This window comes from Streptomyces sp. NPDC029041 (assembly GCF_040637515.1).
Classification (GTDB): Bacteria; Actinomycetota; Actinomycetes; order Streptomycetales; family Streptomycetaceae; genus Streptomyces.
In genome coordinates, this window is sequence record NZ_JBEZWO010000017.1 from 68,854 (window position 1) to 84,311 (window position 15,458).

Here is a 15,458-nt window from a genome sequence, read left to right on the forward strand (position 1 = left end):
TGACGTCCTCCATGGAGTGGTTCAGATGATCCCGAACAGCATGCCCGCGCCGAGGATGACCAGGCAGGTGAGGGCGGCCCACTTCACGACGAACCTGGTGTGGTCGCCGAACTCGACCTTGGCCATGCCGACCAGGACGTAGACGGCGGGGACGAGCGGGCTGGACATGTGCAGCGGCTGGCCGACCAGCGAGGCGCGGGCCATCTCCAGCGGGGTGACCCCGTGCGCGGCACCCGCCTCGGCGAGGACGGGCAGGACACCGAAGTAGAAGCCGTCGTTCGACATGAAGTAGGTGAGCGGCAGGCTCAGGATGCCGGTGACGAGGGCCATGTGCGGGCCCATGCTGCCGGGGATGACGTCCACCATCCACTTGGCCATGTGGTCGACCATGCCGGTGCCCTGGAGGACGCCGGTGAAGACGGCGGCGGCGAAGACCATGCCGGAGACGTTCAGGACGTTGTCGGCGTGGGCGGCCAGGCGGGCCTTCTGGTCGGGGATGTGCGGGAAGTTCACGGAGAGGACGAGCGCGGCACCGATCAGGAACAGCACCGGGATCGGCAGCCACTCCATGATCATGGCGGTGAGCAGGCCGACCGTGAGCAGCGCGTTGAACCAGTACAGCTTGGGGCGCAGGGTGGGCCGGTTCGGGTCGAGGCCCTGGAAGGCGCCGTCGTCACCGGAGGCGGTGGCGGCGGAGCCCGTGGCGCCCTCGGGGGCGTCCGTGCCGGAGCCCGCGGCGGCCGTGCCGCCCTTGCGCATCGAGACCTTGCCGCCGCCGGAGGCGCCGGAGCCGACGAGGACCGTCTCGCTCTCCTTCTCCTCCTCCAGCACGTCGTCCAGCGTCAGCACGCCGAGCCGCCGGCGCTCGCGCACGCCCAGCACGTAGGACAGGACGAAGACGAAGGCCAGGCCCACCAGGAGCGCCGGGATCATCGGGACGAAGATGTCGCTGGCGTCGACCTTCAGCGCGGTCGCGGCGCGGGCGGTCGGGCCGCCCCAGGGGAGAGTGTTCATCACGCCGTTGGCCATGGCGGCCACACCGGTCATCACGACCAGGCTCATCTTCAGGCGCTTGTACAGCGGGTACATCGCCGAGACGGTGATCATGAAGGTGGTCGAGCCGTCGCCGTCCAGCGACACGATGGCGGCGAGCACGGCGGTGCCGACGACGATCCGCATCGGGTCGGCCTTACAGAATTTGAGGATTCCGCGGACGATCGGGTCGAAGAGACCGACATCGATCATCACGCCGAAGTAGACGATCGCGAACATGAGCATCGCCGCGGTGGGGGCGAGGTCGGTCACGCCGTCGAGGACGTAGTCGCCGAGCTTGGCGCCCTTGCCGACGAACACGCAGAACAGCGCGGGAATCAGCACGAGCGCCGCGATCGGCGACATCTTCTTCATCATGATCAGGACCAGGAAGGTCGCGATCATGGCGAAGCCGAGGATGGTCAGCATGAGTGGATACCTAACGTTCGCCCTTGAACATCCCACCAGGGCCGGCGGTTCCCGCGACGTTAGGTCCCGCAAAGCAGCGTTAACAAGACGTTGACGTGCGAGCAATAAGCGCAAAACTGCTGGTCACAGCTTTGCTCAGGTCAGAGCGTTGAGCTTTTCGGTCACGGAGGCACATTCGGCGGGGCTCGCGGGGGCGACCTCGACGGGCACGCCGTTGAGAACCGCGTTGCCCGACAGCGGGTCGAGGAGGCGGCCGTCGAGGAGCTGGTTGACGTTGACGCCGGGGTTCTTGGAGGCGTGGCCGAGGCGGGTGCCGGGACGGTCGTGCCCCCAGCCGTGCGGCAGGCTCACCACGCCCGGGCGGACCGCGTCCGTGACCTCGGCGGGCGCGACGACCTCTCCCCCGGCGCCCTTCACGCGCACGGCCGCCCCGTCCTCGACGCCCAGCCGCTCGGCGTCCTCGGGATGCATGTGCAGGGTGCAGCGGTTGGAGCCGCCGGTGAGGGCGGGCACGTTGTGCATCCAGCTGTTGTTCGAGCGCAGATGGCGCCGGCCGACCAGGACGAGCCCTTCGGGGCGTTCGGCCAGGGCGGCGCGCAGCCGGGGCAGGTCGCCCGCGATCGGGCCGGGGAGCAGCTCCACCCGGCCGCTGCGGGTCTTCAGGGGCTGCGGAAGTCGGGGCCGCAGCGGGCCGAGGTCGATGCCGTGCGGGTGGGCGAGCAGCTTCTCCAGGCTGAGTCCGTCCGGCCGTACGCCGAAGCCGTCGCCGTAGGGGCCGAGGCGCAGCATCATGTCCAGCCGTCGCTCCGGGCCGGTGTCGCCGGTGAGCCGGCCGGCGAGCTCGCGCGGGTCACCGTCGTATACGGGCGAGTGCGGTTCCTCGACCGCCTTGCCGAGGGTCTGGTCGATGACCATCTGGTCGACGGCCGCCGGATCGGCCCCGTGCTTCCCCGAGCTCTCGGCTTCGCTCGAGCAGGGGAGACCCCAATCCGTGACGGCGAGGATCAGCCGTGCCAGGATCTCCGTCTCCGCCATGCGGCCCGGCTCCAGGGGGATCGCCGGGCGGGTGTAGCGGACCTGGTTGCGCACGGCGAGGGTGTTGAAGGCGAAGTCGTGGTGGGGGCTCTGGGCGGGCGGGGGCGGGGGCAGGACCACGTCGGCGTGGCGGGAGGTCTCGTTGAGGTACGGGTCGACGCTGACCATGAAGTCGAGCGAGTCGAGCGCCTTGTCGAGCCGGTCGCCGTCGGGCGCGGACAGCACGGGGTTGGCGGCCACGGCGATCAGCGCGCGTACCGGCTCACCCTCCTCGGTGAGGGTGTCGATCTCCTCCGCGAGGGCCGACAGGGGCAGCTCGCCCTTGGCCTCGGGGTGTCCGCTCACCCGGGAGTGCCAGCGCCCGAGGGCGAAGCCGCGGCCGGGCCCGGCGGGGCGCGGGGTCTTGTCGGTGGCGGCCTGCGGGAAGAGCGCGCCGCCGGGCCGGTCGAGGTTGCCGGTGAGGAGGTTCAGGACGTCGACGAGCCAGCTGGCGAGAGTGCCGTGCGGGACGGTGCAGCTGCCGATGCGGCCGTAGACGGCGGCGGTCGGGGCGGCGGCCAGGTCGCGGGCGAGGGTGCGGATGACCCCGGCCTCGACGTCACAGGCCTCGGCGACGGCCTCGGGGGTGAACTCCGCCAGTTCCGCGTCCAGTTCCTCGATGCCCTGCACGTGCGGAGTGGGGTCGACGAGGCCCTCGTCGAGGAGCACCCGCGCCATCGCGGCCAGCAGCAGCGCGTCGGTGCCGGGCCGGACGGCGACGTGCCGGTCGGCGAGTTTGGCGGTGCGGGTACGCCGCGGGTCGATCACGACGAGGGTGCCGCCGCGGGCCTTGAGCGCCTTCAGCTTGCCGGGGAAGTCGGCGGCGGTGCACAGACTGCCGTTGGACTCCAGGGGGTTGGCGCCGATCAGGAGCAGGTGGCCGGTGTGGTCGAGGTCGGGCACCGGGATGGCGTTCGCGTCGCCGAAGAGGAGTCCGCTGGAGACGTGCTTGGGCATCTGGTCGACCGTGGAGGCGGTGAAGACGCTGCGGGTGCCGAGCCCGGCGAGCAGGACGGGCGGGTAGAGGGCGCCGGCCATGGTGTGCACGTTGGGGTTGCCGAGCACGACCCCGACGGAGTTCGGGCCGTGGTGCTCCACGACGGGCCGGATGCCGGCCGCCACCGCGTCGAAGGCCTCCTCCCAGGTGGCCTCGCACAGCTCCCCGTCCCGGCGCACGAGCGGCGTGCGCAGCCGGTCGGGGTCGGAGTCGACCGCGCCGAAGGAGGCGCCCTTGGGGCAGATGAACCCCTGGCTGAAGACGTCGTCGCGGTCACCGCGGGCGTGGGTGACGCGCGTGCCCTCGATGGTGAGGGTCAGGCCGCAGGTGGCCTCGCACAGGGGGCAGATACGCAGGGCGGTGCGGGACACGGGTCCTCCCGGGACGGCGGCTACGGTGACGCGCGGACGCGGCCGAGCATACCGACCGGTATGAACGGTGGGGAGGCCCTGACGGGATCGGCTTCAGTCGAGCACCCGGGCGAGATAGGCCCGCAGCATCTCCCGTGCCTCGTCGATGATCCGCTGATCCCCCTCCGGTGCGACCCGGAACGCCAGGTGGACGAGGGTGTCCGCGGTCTCCACCGCTATGAGGAAGACGCGCCGCAGATCGTCGTCGGGTTCGCGGTCGAGGTAGCCGGAGAGGAGTTCGGTGAGGCGGTCGGCGACACGGTGGTTGGGTTCGGCCTGGCGGGCGCCGACCGGGATCTGGTTGCCGAAGTCGACGAGGGAGAAGCCGGGCGCAGTGCGCTTCATGTCCAGGTACTCGTCGAGCACGGCGTCCATGGCCGTGCGCCAGCCACCCTCGTCGCCGGCGTCCCGCAGGCGCTGCGTGACGCGCTCGGAGTACCGCTCGAGGTTGCGCTGGGCCAGGGCGTCGACCATCTGGCGCTTGTTGCCGAAGAAGCGGTAGACCGAGCCGATCGGGACCGACGCCCGCTGGGCGACGGCACGGGTGCTCAGGGCGTCGTAGCCCACCTCGTCGAGCAGGTCGGCACAGGCGTCGAGGATCCTGGTCAGGCGTTCGGCACTGCGCCGCTGCACGGGCGCGCGCCGGAGCGATGTCGCGTGGGGCACGGGCTTCATGATGCCTCTCGGCCGCGGTCCGGTGAACCTCGGCCCCCGGCCGCCGGTCGCTCGCGACCGGATGAAGTCCGCGCCCCGGCCGCCTCTCGCCCGCTGCCAGATGCACCCCGCCCCCCGGCCGCCTCTCGCCCGCTGCCAGATGCACCCCGCACCCCGGCCGCCTCTCGCCCGCTGCCAGATGCACCCCGCACCCCGGCCGCCTCTCGCCCGCGACCGGATGCACCCCGCACCCCGGCCGCCTCTCGCCCGCGACCGGATGCACCCCGCCCCCCGGCCGCCTCTCGCCCGCGACCGGATGCACCCCGCGCCCCGGCCGCCTCTCGCCCGCGACCAGATGCACCCCGCCCCCCGGCCGCCTCTCGTGCGGCGTCCGGCGTGCCGAGGCCCGCGGACGGCACTCCCTCGCCGTCCGCTGATCCGCGGCCGGTGTCCGCGCCCTGGGTCCGGGCCTTGCGCCGGGAGGCGCCGTCCGGCGTCGCTCCCGGGCCAGGCTCCGAGGCGGTGATGTCGGCCGTGCTCTCCACGGGTTTGCCGTCCACCGCCCACACGGTGCCGTCATCGGCTTGGAGACGAGCCGTGACGTGATGCGTGCCGCGCGGCACGAGGCGGGCGTCCAGCCGGTAGGTGGAGGTGCGGAGCCGGGTCACGGGGCGGCCGTCGACGAAGAGACGCGCGAGGCCGCGCCCGGCCACCGCGCGGGCCGCGGCGCCGGCCGGCGAGAAACGGAAGTTCCGCACGGTCAGGCGTACGTCCCAGCCACCGGCCGCGTCGGGCTGCACCTCGATCCCGACATCGGGGGCGCCCTCGGGTTCCACCTCGCGCAGGGGCTGCCCGTCCTGGTCCCGGCCCTCGAGGATCTTGCCGACCGGTGCGGACGACGCACCGCCCTCCCGGGCGTCACCGGTGCCGCAGCCCGCGGACCCGGCCAGGAGGAGGACACAGCCCGCGAGCGCGGCGCAAAGTCTCCGTGTCCACGACATGTTCGGGAGCGTAGAACACACGTCCGCTCCCGCGGATCATTCTCAAGTCGGGTTCCGGTCATCCGTGAAGAGGAGGGGGCGCGCCCTCTTGCGTCGCTGACAACGCAATCCTACGGTTCTCCATAGGAATCAGACCGCAAGGGAGCAGCGATCATGGGCGATGGGGGAACCACCCGCGCGAGCGCGTTCGAGCACGGGGGAGCGCGGAAGACCGCCGAAGGGCTGGCCTACCTCTCCGGCTTCGGCAACGAGCACAGCTCGGAGGCCGTCCCGGGCGCACTGCCCGAGGGCCGCAACTCGCCCCAGCGGGCTCCCCTCGGGCTCTACGCGGAGCAGCTGAGCGGCACGGCGTTCACCGAGCCGCGGGCCCACAACCGCCGCTCGTGGCTGTACCGGATCCGTCCGTCGGCCGCGCACCCGGCGTTCACCCGGACCCACAGCGGCACGGTCCGCACCGCCCCCTTCACCCAGACCGTGCCCGACCCCAACCGGCTGCGCTGGAACCCGCTGCCCGACCCGGCACCCGAGACGGACTTCCTGGCGGGCCTGTGGACCCTGGGCGGCAACGGCGACGCCACCCAGCGCACCGGCGTCGCCGTGCACCTCTACAGCGCCAACGCCTCGATGGACCGGGTGTTCGGCGACGCCGACGGCGAACTGCTGATCGTCCCGGAGCGCGGCGGGCTGCTGCTGCGCACGGAGTTCGGTCTGCTGCATGCGGAGCCGGGCCATGTGGCGCTGATCCCGCGGGGGGTCCGCTTCCGTGTGGAGCTCCTTGACGAGTCCGCCCGCGGCTATGTGTGCGAGAACTACGGCGCCCCCTTCCGCCTCCCCGACCTGGGTCCGATCGGCGCCAACGGGCTCGCCAACGCCCGCGACTTCCGGGCGCCCGTCGCCGCCTACGAGGACGTCGAGGGCCCGGTGGAGGTGGTGAACAAGTTCTGCGGCAACCTGTGGACCGCCACCTACGACCACTCCCCCCTCGACGTGGTCGCCTGGCACGGCAACCACGTGCCGTACGTCTACGACCTGCGCCGCTTCAACGCGCTCGGCACCATCACCTACGACCACCCGGATCCGTCGATCTTCACGGTGCTGACGTCCCCGTCCGACACCCCGGGCCTCGCGGGGGCCGACTTCGTGGTGTTCGCGCCGCGCTGGCTCGTCGGCGAGGACACCTTCCGGCCGCCGTACTTCCACCGGAACGTGATGAGCGAGTACATGGGCCTGATCGAAGGCGCCTACGACGCCAAGGCGGAGGGGTTCGTGCCGGGCGGCGGGTCGCTGCACAACATGATGTCGGCGCACGGCCCGGACCGGGAGACCTTCGACCGCGCGAGCGCCGCCGAGCTGCGGCCGCAGAAGGTCGACGACGGCCTGGCGTTCATGTTCGAGACGCGCTGGCCGATCACCCTCACCCCGCACGCGGCCCGCGCGGAACACCTCCAGCAGCGCTACGACGACGTCTGGCAGGGCCTGGAACGGCACTTCCGCCCCTAGGGGCTGCCGACGGAAGCCCCTTGCACTGATCATTTCCTACCGGTACGGATGACCCCGTGACCTCCTTCGCCCCGGACTCGATCGTTCTGAACCGCAAGCTGCCGCTCTGGTACCAGGTGTCGCAGTCGCTGCGTGCCTCGATCCTCGGCCGCTCGCCGCAGGACCCGCTGCGGCTGCCCACCGAGGAGCAGCTGGCCGGGCACTACGGCGTGAGCGTGCTGACGATGCGGCAGGCGCTGAAGGAGCTGGAGGACGAGGGGCTGATCACGCGCCACCGCCGGCGGGGCACGTTCATCGAGCCGCACGCGCGCCGGGGTTCGCCGGTGCGCCTGCTCGGCTCGGTGGACGCGATCGTGGCCCAGCAGTCCGGCATGACGACGGAACTGCTCGACCACGGCAGCGCGCCCGTGCCGGGTGAACTCGCCGAGTTCTTCCCGGACCTACGGGAGGTCGCGACGTACCACCGGCTGCGCTGCGACGAGAAGACCGGCGAGCCGACGAACCACGCCCGCAACTACGTCCGCCCCGAACTGGCCGCGCGGATCGACCTGGACGACCTGGTCCGGTGGCCCATGACCAAGGTGCTGCGGGACGTGGTGGGGGTGGACATCAGCCGCATCACGGACACGGTGGAGGCGCGACTGGCCGACCCGGAGACCTCGAAACTGCTGCAGGTCCCCCTGTTGAGCCCGATCCTGCACTACACCGGGGTGACCTACGACGTCGCCGGGCGGCCCTTGGACGTGGCCGTCATCCACTACCGCGGCGACCGGTTCTCCTTCACGGTGACCCTGGACGCCACCTGACCCGCCGTTCGCCGCCAGGTCGTACGATGCCGTGCGTGACGCACGACGACGCTCCGCTGCTGGCGGACCTCATGCCGTGGTCCGTCGCACCGCCGCGGCTCGGCCGGGGCTGGCCGGCGGCGCCGGACGCGGCGTCCCTGAAGGCCCGCTGGGACGCCTTGGTGAAGGCCGAGGGGCCGGACCGCGCATCCCTCTTCGAGCCGACCCGTTCGCGCACGCTGCACACGGCGGTCGGCCAGTTGCCCGGCCGGGCCGGCAGCGGCACGGAGAAGCTGGTGCGGGCCTTCGGGCCCTGCCCGGAGCCGGTGCGCGTCCTGCTCGCGCCCTACGACGAGCAGTGGCTCATCCCCGACCAGCGGCTGATCGACGCGGCCCGCCCCGAGCTGTGGCGGGTGGCGGACGAACGGCAGGTCTTCGTGGTGGAGACGCCCGAGGCCGACCCGCCCCTGCTCGCCACCTCACTGCTTCCGCTGGTGCGCCCCGGCCGGATCCGCCCGCTGTTCCGGCGCCCGGGCGGCCGCGAGCCGAATCTGGCCCCGGGCCTGCTGGACCACCTCGGCACCCGCCTGGGCGGCATCCCGGCGCCGCTGGACGTACTCGCCTGGATCACGGCCACGGCCCGCCCGGGCCTGACCGTCCCGCTCACCGGCGACACCGGCGCCTGGGAACGGGGCCTCGAACGGGGGCACCGGCTGCTGTGGCTGATGCGCCGCGACGGCGATCGCCCGAAACTCCCCGGCGGCCGCCGCCCCTACGTCCGCGCCCCACTGCCCTCCCGGCCGCTGGGCCTGCGCTACGACCGGGACGAGGAGGCCCTGTTCCTGGACGAGGGCCGTATCTCCCCGGTGCCGCCGGAGGCCTGGGACTTCGAGGTGGGCGGGGTGCGCGTCCTGCAGGAGTGGTTCGCGACCCGCGTCGCCACCCCCGAGCCGGGCACGCTGGCGGCGATCCGTCCCGCCACCTGGCCCCAGACCTGGACGTCGGAGCTGCTGGAGCTGATCACCGTCCTCGCGCTCCTGGCCGAGCTGCGCCCCCTCGAGCCGCCGGAGGTGCCCGACCCCGTCACGGCGACGGAGCTGCGCGAGGCGGGCGTCCTCCCGGTGCCGGACGGGGCCCGCCGCCCTGCGTCGGTACTGGAGGGGCCCGAGGAGGGTCCCGAGGGGCAACTGGCGCTGCTCTAGCGCCGCCCCCGGGCGAGCCCGCTAGCGCGGCTCGGGGTCGAAGGCGTCCAGGACGCGTTCGAGCGCCCGCCGGAACACCGCCTCCAGATCGACCGGGCCGCTCTGCTCGGTGAAGGCCGCGGTCAGCCGCGGATACGCGCCGGTGGCGATCTGGCTGCCCAGGTAGGCCATGCGGACGGCGTTCTCCTCCTCGGCCGTCCACGGCATGGAGCGGGTGCGTTCGGCGGTGGCGATGTCGTTCCCGGTGTACGTCGTCACGACGCCGTTGAGCAGCGCGACCAGCTCCGTCTTGGTGCCGGCGGGCACGTCGAGCGGTTCGAGGCAGGCCAGGCAGTGCTCCAGGTAGCGCAGGGTGTTGGGGCTGAAGCCGAACACCCCCGGCATCAGGCGCGGCACCCAGGTGTGGCGGTGCATGATGGCGCGCGTCTCCTCCGCGTTGCGCAGCATGTCCGCGCGCCAGTCGCCCGTGGGTTCGAACATCTCGTGCTCGGCACCGACGGCGTCGATCATCAGCTCGTACAGGTCCTCCTTGCGGGGGACGTAGTTGTAGAGCGACATCGTGCCGCAGCCCAGTTCCGCGGCGACGCGCCGCATGGTGACCCCGTCCAGCCCCTCCGCGTCGGCGATCCGCACGGCCGCCGCCGCGATGTCGGCGCGGGTGAACGCCGGTCTCGGCCCACGGCCGGTGCGCTCGGGGCGCGCCCAGATCACTTCGGGTACGGCCGCTCGGCCCGCCATCGGTCATCACCTCGGCCACCATCCTAGTTACGTACGCCGTACGTAGTGCGCTATGGTCACGCCATGACTTCTACGTACGCTGTACTTAGTGAAGGCCTGGAGAAGCGCTTCGGGGAGGTCCGTGCCCTGCGCGGGCTGGACCTGGCGGTCCCCGAGGGGTCGGTCTGCGGGATCCTCGGACCGAACGGGGCGGGGAAGACGACGGCGGTACGGCTGCTGGCCACGCTGCTGCGGCCGGACGCCGGCTCGGCGCGGATCGCGGGGCACGACCTCGTCCGCGAGGCCGCCGCCGTGCGCAGGAGGATCAGCGTCACCGGGCAGGACACCTCGATCGACGGGGACCTCACCGGACGCCAGAACCTCCACCTGTTCGGCCGGCTGCACCGGGTGCGCGGTCCGGCCGGACGGGCCGCGGAGCTCCTCGACCGCTTCGGTCTGGCCGAGGCCGCCGACCGTCCGGCGTCCACCTGGTCCGGCGGCATGCGCCGCCGCCTGGATCTCGCGGCGAGCCTGGTCCGCCGCCCCGACGTGCTGTTCCTGGACGAGCCGACGACCGGCCTCGACCCGGTCGGCCGCACCCTCGTCCGGGACGTGGTGCGCGGCCTGACCGCCGAGGGCACGACCGTGCTGCTCACCACGCAGTACCTGGACGAGGCCGACCAACTGGCCGACGACATCGCCCTGGTGGACCGGGGGCGGGTCACCCACACCGGGCCTCCGGCGCAGCTCAAGTCGCTGGTCGGGGCGCACGCCGAGGTCGTCGTTCCGGATGCGGACACCCTCGCGAAGGCGGCTGCCGTGCTCGACCGGCTGACGGGCGCGCAGCCCTCGTTCGACCACGGGCGCAACGCCGTCGGCGCGGTCAGCAAGGACCCGACGCTCACGATCCCGCTGCTGGTGCGCGCCCTGGACACGGCGGGCGTGCCACTGCTCGACGTGAGCCTGCGTCCGCCGACCCTCGACGACGTGTTTTTGCGCCTGACGGAGACGGCGCCGCGCGGAACGACCGGGACGACCGGGACCACCGGAACGACCGGGACGACCGGGACGACCGGGACGACCGGGACGACCGGAACGACCGACGAGAGGGAGTGTGCCGCATGAGCATGCTGGCGTACGACGGGATCGCGATGCTGGGCCGTCAGTTGCTGCGGCTGCGGAACAACCCGGGCCTGCTGATCCTCACTCAGACCATGCCGATCAGCATGCTGCTGTTCTTCGGCTACGTCTTCGGCAGCGCCCTGGCAGTGCCGGGCGAGGCGTACCGGTCGTTCCTGGTGCCGGGCCTGCTGGTGGCGACCGCCTCGGGCGGGCTCATGGCGGGCATGTTCCAGGCGGCCCAGGACACGCACCGGGGCGTGACGAACCGTTTCCGCACGCTGCCGGTGAGCCGGGCGGCCGTACCGCTGGGGCAGGCCGCCGCGGACCTGGTGGCCACCGCCGCCGGGACGGTGCCGTTCCTGCTCGTGGGCCTCGCGGTCGGCTGGCGGGTCGAGGGGAGTGCGCTCGAAGCGGCGGGGGCGCTCGCGCTGCTGATGCTGTTCCGCTTCGCCTGCACCTGGGCCGGGATCTACCTCGGCCTGCTCACCCGCGACGAGGAGGCGGCCGGCCAGCTGGGCGGGGCGACGTTCCTGCTGCCGCTGCTGTCCAGCGCGTACATCCCGGCCGACGGACTGCCGGGCCGGCTGCGGACGGTCGCCGAGTGGAATCCGATCAGCGCGGTGGCGACGGCCCTGCGGGACCTCTTCGGCAACGCGCCGGTGCCCGACGGGGCGGCCTGGCCGGTGGCCCACCCCGTCGCGGGGTCCGTCCTGTGGTGCGCCGTGCTGCTGGGGGTGTTCGTGCCGCTGGCCGTGCGCCGGTACGCGCACGGGGAGCAGTGAGCGGGCGGCAGTGACCGCGAACGCCGCCCCCGGTCACTGCCGGGCGGGGACGAGGCACCGACAGGGGGCGTGCCGCGCTCGGACCACACCTGGCGCCGCTGCGTGCCGCGGGGATGACGGACGGGTGTCGCAGCGCCGGCGCCGGAGGCGGTGTGACCGCCCGAGCGCGGACCCCTACCTGCTGCCGAAGAGGGAGCGGCGCAGTCGGCGCAGCGGCGCGAAGAGTGAGACGCGACGCACGCGCGCGCCCCTGCCACTGCGGTCGTGCGACTGACGCGCGGTCAGTTCCTGCATCAGTGAGGTCGCCTCGACCGTCTCCCGCTGGGGGACGGCGGGGCCGCCCAGCACCGAGAGGTGGCGGTCGAGGCGCGAACTGGTCGCGCTGCTCCCGCAGGTGATCGCAGGGACCCTGGCCCTGCTGCGCACTGTTATCTGTTCCATGTCACTCCCCACCCGTACGAGTCCACCCGGCCCGGGCAGGTTAACCCTATCGCCCTGTCCGGGCACGCGTGTATCGCGGTCACAGGATTCACCTTCCCCATAAGGGGGTTGACGATGTATCTCCGATTACTCTCCGAATCCAACACTTTTCAGGGCGAGTTGGACGATCGGCTGCGTAGTGGGCTGCGGCGACCCCCCGGCGGGCTCGACGGTCACGGCCAGTGACGTCGCGGAGGTGCCCAAACCCGTCGCGACCAGGGGCGTGTCGCCGTCGAAGAGGCCGAGGGAGCGTGGTTGCGCACCCGGGCGCATGAGCCACAACTGGTGCACGCGGCCACCCGACGGGGTGCCGTATCCGCCGAGGGTGACCACCGCACTCCCCTCCGTGGCGGAAGCGATCACTCCGAGGGTGCGGCCCCGCACGTCCCGGCCTCTGCCCGCACGGGCGTCCGGAGCCGCCAGAACGTGGGCGATCTCACGTGACCGATCTTGCTCGGCGGTCAGCCGGTCCTGAGCCCGGTTCGCCTGCACGGCGAACAGCGAGGCGACGACGAGGGCCGCGGCGGCGGTGACGGTGGCGAACGGCACGAACAGCGGGATCCGGCGCCGTTGCCGCTGCCGGGGCGGCGGCTGGACCCCCCAGACGTGCGGGGGCAGTTGCGCCGCCCGTCCCCGTGCCGGCTCGCGCGCCGCCACCCCCTGCGGTGCCGGGTCCTGCGGAGTGGTCCGCACGGCGAGCAGGACGCGGTCACGCATCGCGGCGGGGGGCGGCGTGGCCGTGGACCAGGCGAGCCGCACGGCGTCCTCGGTCAGGGCGCGCACCTCGGCGGCGCAGCGGTCGCACTCCCTGAGGTGCTTGCCGAAGCGGACCCGCTCGGCGGGTTCCAGGGCGTCGAGCGCGTAGGGCGCGGCGAGCGAGTGCAGGTCCTCGCGACGGAAGAGGCTCATGCCACACCTCCCAGGCACTCGCGCATACGGGTCAGCCCGTCCCGCATCCGGGTCTTGACGGTGCCCAGCGGCAGGGAGAGCTGCTCGGCCACCTCACGGTACGTGTAGCCCTCGTAGTAGGCGAGGGTGACCGACTGGCGCTGCAGGACGGTGAGCCGGTCGAGGCAGCGGCGCACCCATTCCCGTTCGAGTCCGGCCTCGACCTCCTCGGTGACCTGGTCGAAGGCGGGCTGGTTCGCGCGCAGCGCCTCGCGCTGCTCGCGTTCCCCGGCCGCCCGGGCACTGCGGACCCGGTCGACGGCGCGGCGGTGGGCGAGGGTGAGGATCCACGACATGGCGCTCCCCCGGCCCGGGTCGAACCTCGCTGCGGACCGCCACAGTTCGAGCAGCACTTCCTGAGCCACCTCCTCCGACTGGGCGGGGTCGCGCACCACACGCCGTACGAGACCGAACACCGGCCCGGACACCAGCCCGTACAAGTCCTCGAAGGCCTTCTGGTCCCCACCTGCAACGAGCAGCAGCAGCTCGTCCGCCTCCACTCGGTCCCCCTCTCCGAGCCCGCACCGGGCCTGTCCTCTCGCACGAGGCACTCGCAACGCACACACCTCCGGACGGGGTTACGGATCAGCGCGCCGAAAACGCGGGTCGCCCGGCGATGAAACAACTTTCCCGATCCGCCGTAAGAACGTTTGAGATTCGACCAATCCGCTTCGCCGACCGCTCCGAATGGCGTGTGTCAGGCAAGTTGGCACGGAGGACGGACGGCATGACACCTATCTCCAGGACCGGTGCGGGACGCGCGAGCATCGCGACCGTGATCTGTGGCGCGCTGGCCGCCGGCGGGCTCGCAGCCGCCGGTGTGAGCGCGCTGGCACCCGAGGAGGCCTCCGCCTCCAGCCATCGCGAGGCCCCGCTGATCTCGGGGACCCCGCAGTACGACAACACCGACGTGTACGCGTTCGTCAGCCCGGACAAGCCGGACACGACGACCATCGTCGCGAACTGGATCCCCTTCGAGGAACCGGCAGGCGGCCCGAACTTCTTCACGTTCGCCGAGGACGCCCAGTACGACCTGCGCATCGACAGCAACGGTGACGCGAAGGAGGACCTGCTCTTCCGGTACACGTTCAAGACTCATGCGAAGAACGACAAGACGTTCCTGTACAACACGGGCCCGGTCGAGAGCCTCGACGACCCCGACCTGAACATCACGCAGACGTACGACCTCGAACTGATCAAGCTGCGGGACCTGAAGGCGGTGTCGAAGACCAAGGTCGCCGACGACGTCCCGGTCGCGCCGTCGAACGTCGGCAAGGCGTCGATGCCGGACTACAACACCCTGCGCAAGCAGGCCGTCCACAAACTCGCCGGCGGCGCCCAGACGTTCGCCGGGCAGGCCGACGACCCGTTCTTCCTGGACCTGCGCGTCTTCGACCTGCTGTACGGCGGGAACCTCTCCGAGGTCGGCAACGACACCCTCAAGGGCTACAACGTCAACTCCATCGCCCTGCAGGTCCCCAACAGCTTCATCACCGAGTCGCACGAGCAGCCGGTCGTCGGCATCTGGTCGACGACCCAGCGCAAGAACGCCAAGGGCTACTTCACGCAGGTCTCGCGCCTGGGCAACCCGCTGGTCAACGAGGTCGTCAACCCCATCAAGGACAAGGACACGTTCAACGCGTCCACGCCGCGGGACGACGCCCAGTTCCTGGAGAACGTCACCAATCCGGAGCTGCCGAAGCTCATCGAGGCGATCTACAAGATCCCGGCTCCGGCCGAGCCGCGCAACGACCTGGTCGACGTCTTCCTCAAGGGCGTCAAGGACCTCAACCAGCCGCCGCACGTGACGCCGTCCGAGCAGCTGCGGCTCAACACGTCCGTCAAGCCGGCCGCCAAGCCCAAGCGGCTCGGTGTCCTGGACGGTGACAACGCGGGCTTCCCGAACGGCCGTCGCCTCACCGACGACGTGATCGACGCCTCGCTCCAGGTCGTCGAGGGCGAGCTGCTCGGTGCGAAGAACGACCTCGGTGACGCGGTCGACAAGAACGACAAGAAGTTCGAGAAGTCCTTCCCGTACGTGGCGCTGCCGACGGAGGGTTCGCGCGGCCCGCTCGCCAAGGGCGTGGACGGCGGCAACGACGTCCGCAGCCAGCTGGGCGACGCGCTCCGGCCGGCCGGTGCGCAGGGTTCGGACGACATGGGCCTGATGGCCGCGTCCGCGGGCGCCGGGGCGGGCGGCATCGTCCTGATCGGCGCGGCTCTGATGTGGTGGCGCCGCATGCGGAACCGGGCGTACTGACCCGCTCCGCTCCCACCGACCGGCGCGGCCCGTTCCACATCCCCCACGGCGCGGGCCGCGCCGCC

General features: G+C 72.1%; 13 protein-coding genes and 1 pseudogene. 6 read left to right on the forward strand and 8 right to left on the reverse strand.

Annotated features, from left to right (window positions below; genetic code table 11):
- Positions 1 to 21 precede the first annotated feature (21 nt).
- The 4 genes and pseudogenes from AB0F04_RS33195 to AB0F04_RS33210 all read right to left on the reverse strand — a co-directional run.
- On the reverse strand, positions 22 to 1,497 hold the full coding sequence (locus tag AB0F04_RS33195; protein ID WP_362048577.1) for a CitMHS family transporter: 1,476 nt from the start codon (positions 1,495 to 1,497) through the stop codon (positions 22 to 24).
- Between the two features lie 99 nt (positions 1,498 to 1,596).
- Complete coding sequence (locus tag AB0F04_RS33200; protein WP_362048580.1) at positions 1,597 to 3,903, reverse strand: molybdopterin oxidoreductase family protein; 2,307 nt, start codon at positions 3,901 to 3,903, stop codon at positions 1,597 to 1,599.
- A 93-nt stretch (positions 3,904 to 3,996) separates the two neighbouring features.
- Positions 3,997 to 4,617: a TetR/AcrR family transcriptional regulator gene (locus AB0F04_RS33205; protein ID WP_362048583.1), complete on the reverse strand. Its 621-nt coding sequence runs from the start codon at positions 4,615 to 4,617 to the stop codon at positions 3,997 to 3,999.
- A 461-nt stretch (positions 4,618 to 5,078) separates the two neighbouring features.
- Positions 5,079 to 5,597: pseudogene (locus tag AB0F04_RS33210) on the reverse strand (hypothetical protein); the annotation flags it as partial.
- Between the two features lie 153 nt (positions 5,598 to 5,750).
- Here AB0F04_RS33210 and hmgA point away from each other — a divergent pair.
- Genes hmgA through AB0F04_RS33225 form a run of 3 tightly spaced genes read left to right on the forward strand, consistent with a single transcriptional unit; the run spans position 5,751 to position 9,084 of the window.
- The gene (gene hmgA, locus AB0F04_RS33215; protein ID WP_362048585.1) at positions 5,751 to 7,097 is read left to right on the forward strand and encodes a homogentisate 1,2-dioxygenase; all 1,347 of its coding nucleotides are present in this window, start codon (positions 5,751 to 5,753) and stop codon (positions 7,095 to 7,097) included.
- A 56-nt stretch (positions 7,098 to 7,153) separates the two neighbouring features.
- Positions 7,154 to 7,903, forward strand: coding sequence for a GntR family transcriptional regulator (locus AB0F04_RS33220; RefSeq protein WP_362048588.1), 750 nt, complete (start codon positions 7,154 to 7,156; stop codon positions 7,901 to 7,903).
- A 26-nt stretch (positions 7,904 to 7,929) separates the two neighbouring features.
- The gene (locus tag AB0F04_RS33225) at positions 7,930 to 9,084 is read left to right on the forward strand and encodes a type ISP restriction/modification enzyme (protein ID WP_362048591.1); all 1,155 of its coding nucleotides are present in this window, start codon (positions 7,930 to 7,932) and stop codon (positions 9,082 to 9,084) included.
- 21 nt (positions 9,085 to 9,105) lie between these two features.
- Here AB0F04_RS33225 and AB0F04_RS33230 read toward each other — a convergent pair whose 3' ends face one another.
- Positions 9,106 to 9,822, reverse strand: coding sequence for a TetR/AcrR family transcriptional regulator (locus AB0F04_RS33230; protein WP_362048594.1), 717 nt, complete (start codon positions 9,820 to 9,822; stop codon positions 9,106 to 9,108).
- A gap of 63 nt (positions 9,823 to 9,885) precedes the next feature.
- Between AB0F04_RS33230 and AB0F04_RS33235 the strand changes: the two genes are divergently transcribed.
- Both AB0F04_RS33235 and AB0F04_RS33240 read left to right on the forward strand, forming a co-directional pair.
- On the forward strand, positions 9,886 to 10,926 hold the full coding sequence (locus tag AB0F04_RS33235) for an ATP-binding cassette domain-containing protein (RefSeq protein WP_362048597.1): 1,041 nt from the start codon (positions 9,886 to 9,888) through the stop codon (positions 10,924 to 10,926).
- Positions 10,923 to 11,705 carry an ABC transporter permease gene (locus AB0F04_RS33240; protein WP_362048600.1) on the forward strand — a complete coding sequence of 261 codons (783 nt, stop codon included), beginning with the start codon at positions 10,923 to 10,925 and terminating at the stop codon, positions 11,703 to 11,705. Before AB0F04_RS33235 ends, AB0F04_RS33240 begins: the two co-directional genes overlap by 4 nt.
- Before the next feature lie 174 nt (positions 11,706 to 11,879).
- Here AB0F04_RS33240 and AB0F04_RS33245 read toward each other — a convergent pair whose 3' ends face one another.
- The 3 genes from AB0F04_RS33245 to AB0F04_RS33255 form a co-directional block, all read right to left on the reverse strand.
- Positions 11,880 to 12,146 (reverse strand): hypothetical protein, encoded by a 267-nt coding sequence (locus AB0F04_RS33245; protein ID WP_362048603.1) that lies wholly within the window; start codon positions 12,144 to 12,146, stop codon positions 11,880 to 11,882.
- A gap of 126 nt (positions 12,147 to 12,272) precedes the next feature.
- Entirely contained in the window at positions 12,273 to 13,094 is an 822-nt protein-coding gene (locus AB0F04_RS33250; protein ID WP_362048606.1) for an anti-sigma factor, read from the reverse strand.
- Entirely contained in the window at positions 13,091 to 13,633 is a 543-nt protein-coding gene (locus AB0F04_RS33255; RefSeq protein WP_104778577.1) for a sigma-70 family RNA polymerase sigma factor, read from the reverse strand. Before AB0F04_RS33255 ends, AB0F04_RS33250 begins: the two co-directional genes overlap by 4 nt.
- A gap of 227 nt (positions 13,634 to 13,860) precedes the next feature.
- Here AB0F04_RS33255 and AB0F04_RS33260 point away from each other — a divergent pair, with 227 nt between their 5' ends.
- On the forward strand, positions 13,861 to 15,393 hold the full coding sequence (locus tag AB0F04_RS33260) for a DUF4331 domain-containing protein (protein ID WP_362048609.1): 1,533 nt from the start codon (positions 13,861 to 13,863) through the stop codon (positions 15,391 to 15,393).
- Positions 15,394 to 15,458 lie beyond the last annotated feature (65 nt).